At 62.9% G+C, this 682-nt stretch carries 1 protein-coding gene; it reads right to left on the bottom strand.

Annotation, left to right across the window (positions count from 1 at the left end):
• Positions 1-682 (bottom strand): cbb3-type cytochrome c oxidase subunit I (locus DY240_RS22485; protein ID WP_199702071.1); only part of this gene is annotated, 682 nt, incomplete at both ends.

The raw sequence follows: 682 nt of genomic DNA on the forward strand, positions 1-682 counted from the left end.
CATTCCACAGGAACGGCAGCGTCGACGCCGCCAGCACGAAGGCGAACACCGAGGAGAACTGGTTGAGGAAGGTGAACCCGTCGGCGGCGTCGTAGTCGGAGTAGCGGCGCGGGAAGCCCTCCACACCCAGCCAGTGCTGCACCATGAACGTGCCGTGGAAGCCGATGAACAGCAGCCAGAAATGCACCTTCCCGAGCCGCTCGTCGAGCATGCGGCCGGTGAACTTGGGCCACCAGAAATAGAACCCGGAGAACATCGCGAACACGACCGTGCCGAACACCACGTAGTGGAAGTGCGCCACGACGAAGTACGTGTCGGACACATGGAAGTCCAGCGGCGGCGAGGCCAGGATGATGCCCGTCAGGCCACCGAACAGGAACGTGACGAGGAAGCCGATGGCGAACAGCATCGGTGTCTCGAACGTGATGGACCCCCGCCACATGGTGCCGATCCAGGCGAAGAACTTCAGGCCCGTCGGGATGGCGATCAGCATGGTCATCGCCGCGAAGAACGGGAGATTGACCGCACCGGTGACGAACATGTGGTGCGCCCACACCGCCACGGACAGACCCGCGATGGACAGCGTCGCGAAGACCAGCCCCTTGTAGCCGAACAGCGGCTTGCGGCTGAACACCGGGATGACCTCGGTGATGATGCCGAAGAACGGCAACGCGATGATGTA

The organism is Jiangella rhizosphaerae, assembly GCF_003579925.1.
GTDB classification, from domain to species: Bacteria; Actinomycetota; Actinomycetes; order Jiangellales; family Jiangellaceae; genus Jiangella; species Jiangella rhizosphaerae.